The 1956-nt window shown below is 54.9% G+C and carries 2 protein-coding genes; both read left to right on the top strand.

Translation table 11 applies throughout. From position 1 onward, the window contains the following. Window positions 1-86 precede the first annotated feature (86 nt). Window positions 87-1109 (top strand): IS21-like element ISSen3 family transposase, encoded by a 1023-nt coding sequence (istA, locus tag C6A40_RS24685; protein ID WP_000627495.1) that lies wholly within the window; start codon window positions 87-89, stop codon window positions 1107-1109. After that, the gene (gene istB / locus C6A40_RS24680; protein WP_001531258.1) at window positions 1106-1888 is read left to right on the top strand and encodes an IS21-like element ISSen3 family helper ATPase IstB; all 783 of its coding nucleotides are present in this window, start codon (window positions 1106-1108) and stop codon (window positions 1886-1888) included. Before istA ends, istB begins: the two co-directional genes overlap by 4 nt. Window positions 1889-1956: the final 68 nt, after the last annotated feature.

Here is a 1956-nt window from a genome sequence, read left to right as displayed (position 1 = left end):
TGTTACCAACGGTGCAAAACTGATCCACCCCAGCGGTTGAAAATTGATCCAGGGGTTAATCTGCTCCTCTGAATACAGGGGAGCTTATGATCACTTTTGAGATTCGTATGGAAATTAAAGTCCTGCACAAGCGGGGAATGAGTATCCGGGCCATTGCCAGGGAGCTGGGTATTTCGCGCAATACTGTCCGCAGCCACCTGAAAGCCAAATCTGAAAAGCCGCAGTATTCACCACGCCCGGCACCATCATCACTGCTCGATGAATACCGTGATTACATCTCTAAGCGGATCAGCGATGCGCATCCCTACAAAATCCCGGCGACCGTTATTGCCAGGGAAATCATGGAGCTGGGCTATCGTGGAGGGCTTACTATCCTGAGAGAGTTCATCCGTAAACAGACCCTGCCAGCACAGGCAGAACCGGTCGTTCGCTTCGAAACCGAGCCCGGACGGCAGATGCAGGTTGACTGGGGGACCATGCGAAACGGCAAGTCACCCCTGCATGTGTTCGTCGCTGTTCTGGGATACAGCAGAATGCTTTACATCGAGTTCACCGACAACATGCGCTACGACACGCTGGAAGCCTGTCACCGCAATGCGTTCAGCTTCTTCGGCGGTGTACCGCAGGAAGTCCTGTACGACAATATGAAAACGGTGGTGCTGCAGCGTGATGCTTACCAGACCGGGCAGCACCGGTTCCATCCTTCCCTGTGGCAGTTCGGCAAAGAGATGGGCTTCTCTCCCCGCCTGTGCCGTCCCTTCAGGGCGCAGACTAAAGGCAAGGTGGAGAGGATGGTGCAGTACGCCCGCAACAGCTTCTATATCCCGTTAATGACACGCCTGCGTCCGATGGGGATCACCGTCGATGTTGAAACCGCAAACCGTTACGGCCTGCGCTGGCTGTACGATGTGGCCAATCAACGTAAGCATGAAACTATCCAGACCCGCCCCTGCGATCGCTGGGTGGAGGAACAGCAATCCATGCTGGCACTGCCACCGGAGAAAAAACAGTATGACGTGCAGGTTGATGAAAGCCTGATGACCTTCGACAGGCAGCCGTTGCATCATCCGCTCTCCATCTATGACACGTTCTGCAGAGGAGCCGCATGATGGTCGAACTGCAACATCAACGGCTGATGGTGCTTGCCGAACAGCTCCAGCTGGACAGTCTTATCGGCGCAGCGCCGGCGCTGTCGCAACAGGCGGTGGATCAGGAATGGAGCTACATGGACTTCCTGGAGCACCTGTTACATGAGGAGAAACTGGCCCGGCATCAGCGTAAACAGGCGATGTACACGCGGATGGCAGCCTTCCCGGCGGTAAAGACGTTCGAGGAGTACGACTTCACCTTCGCCACCGGCGCTCCTCAGAAGCAAATCCAGTCGCTGCGATCCCTGAGCTTCATAGAGCGTAACGAAAACATCGTGTTGCTGGGGCCATCGGGCGTGGGAAAAACGCATCTGGCGATAGCCATGGGCTACGAAGCAGTACGGGCGGGCATCAAGGTTCGCTTCACAACAGCAGCGGACCTGCTGCTACAGCTGTCCACTTCACAGCGTCAGGGCCGTTACAAAACGACTCTCAATCGTGGTGTCATGGCCCCGAAGCTGCTTATCATCGATGAAATAGGTTATCTGCCGTTCAGTCAGGAGGAAGCCAAGCTGTTCTTCCAGGTCATCGCCAAACGTTACGAGAAGAGCGCGATGATCCTGACCTCCAACCTGCCGTTCGGGCAGTGGGATCAGACGTTCGCCGGTGATGCAGCGCTGACATCGGCGATGCTGGACCGGATCTTACATCACTCACACGTCGTGCAAATAAAAGGGGAAAGCTATCGACTGAAGCAGAAACGAAAGGCCGGGGTTATAGCTGAAGCTAATCCTGAGTAAACAAGGTGGATCAATATTAAACCGTTGGTGGTGGCGGTAAGTGGATCACTTTTTACCCGTTGTTGACA

Source organism: Enterobacter sp. GER_MD16_1505_Eko_090 (assembly GCF_003331015.1).
In the GTDB taxonomy this organism is placed as follows: domain Bacteria; phylum Pseudomonadota; class Gammaproteobacteria; order Enterobacterales; family Enterobacteriaceae; genus Enterobacter; species Enterobacter roggenkampii.
This window is presented reverse-complemented; position numbering and strand designations above follow the sequence as displayed.

Bases quoted from the DNA above. Each gene is read 5' to 3' on its own strand.
- istA (WP_000627495.1), top strand. From the start codon at position 87: ATGATCACTTTTGAGATTCGTATGGAAATTAAAGTCCTGCACAAGCGG.
- istB (WP_001531258.1), top strand. From the start codon at position 1,106: ATGATGGTCGAACTGCAACATCAACGGCTGATGGTGCTTGCCGAACAG.